Below are 1366 nucleotides of genomic sequence, written 5' to 3' on the forward strand. Positions count from 1 at the left end.
CAAACAAATGTTATTGTAAGTAAAGATACGGTGTGGACAAAAATTAAACAGTTGGCAGAAGAACAAGTGAAGAAACAATGGAGTCTTTAAATTTATTTTTAACTTAAAAAGCTAAATGAAGTTATGGAATCTATTTCTTTATGCTAAGTGTGGTTCTTATTATATTTTAACGTTCAACTAACCTATCTGTAATATTTATGGCTACAGTATGTTAATATATGAGAAACAATATTTTTGATCGTAGGAGGAAAACAATGAACAGCGACTTTACCTTGGCCATACACAGTTTAACTTATTTAGCTTTACAGCCAGACCGGATGTCAACAAGTAGTGCTATTTCAGAAAGTGCAGGTGTTCATCCAGTACGCATTCGCAAAGTGCTAAGTTTGTTAAAAAAACATAAGTTTATACAATCAAAAGAGGGAACTGGTGGAGGTTTTATTTTCGCTCGTGATTTAAGTGAAGTTAATCTCTGGCATATTTATCAAATAACCTCTGAAGGTGCTTTGCAGCCTAAGTGTCCTGAATCAAATGATCAGTGTATTGTAGGTTCAAACATGCGAAAAGTTCTTTTCACTATTTTCTTAGGTGCGGAAGAACATCTAGGTGAATACTTAAAGGACTATACAATGAAAGAGGTTGTTGATCTTATCAATCAAGAACGTTAAGCGGCTTAATTATTATATAGAGCCGTAAGTTCTTACTATTTAAATGTAATGGAAAATATTACAGTTTAATTTCGTTTTTATTTCTTGTTTATCGTCACAAAAAATATTTATAAGAAGGTGAAAAAGTATGATGTCAAATAATAATCAAGTTTTAAAAGTAGGAGATTGGGTTCGTGGAATATCAAATGAGGGCGAATTCATAGTTGGTTACATTGTGTCACTTGATGAAGTGGAAGATGTAGTTACAGTTAGTATTGTGAAACGTGACGACAAGTACACAATAAACGAAGCGATTTTACTCTTTAGTAAACATGTTAACAAACTTCCTGAATCAAAGGTAATAAATAAGGAGCAAATCCTTTATCTTATAGATCTTGCGTTATTAACAGGGGACGAAGAATGGTTTATCGAGCTTTCTTCAAAATTAAACTTGATAAAAGAGCTAGTTAATGAGGGATTTTAAAATTTGCATTATCCATTTTTAATATGTTGAATTGTGCAATCATCAATAATATCACCTCTATGGAAATGATATAAAAACGATTAATTACAAATATAGAGATTCCTGAAATAGAGTCAAAAAAACTAAAATTAAGATGACTTTGAAAGGATTTGTTTGCCACTTCTGATAATGATAATTATGTAAATGAGCTGTCCATATGGGCCATGGCCATCAAGTTTAAAAAATAAGTCCGATG

General features: G+C 31.5%; 3 protein-coding genes. All 3 read left to right on the plus strand.

The genetic code is table 11. The features are described 5' to 3' along the window. Positions 1–90 (plus strand): BA3454 family stress response protein (locus DN410_RS27720; protein ID WP_149178854.1); only part of this gene is annotated, 90 nt, incomplete at its 5' end. 164 nt (positions 91–254) lie between these two features. Continuing rightward, entirely contained in the window at positions 255–668 is a 414-nt protein-coding gene (gene saiR / locus DN410_RS27725) for an Rrf2-family transcriptional regulator SaiR (protein WP_149178855.1), read from the plus strand. A 127-nt stretch (positions 669–795) separates the two neighbouring features. After that, a complete protein-coding gene (locus tag DN410_RS27730; protein WP_149178856.1) occupies positions 796–1131 on the plus strand; it encodes an IDEAL domain-containing protein in 336 nt (111 codons plus the stop codon). The last annotated feature ends 235 nt before the right edge of the window (positions 1132–1366 follow it).

It is taken from the genome of Bacillus sp. SH5-2, from assembly GCF_008368905.1.
GTDB classification, from domain to species: domain Bacteria; phylum Bacillota; class Bacilli; order Bacillales; family Bacillaceae_G; genus Bacillus_A; species Bacillus_A luti.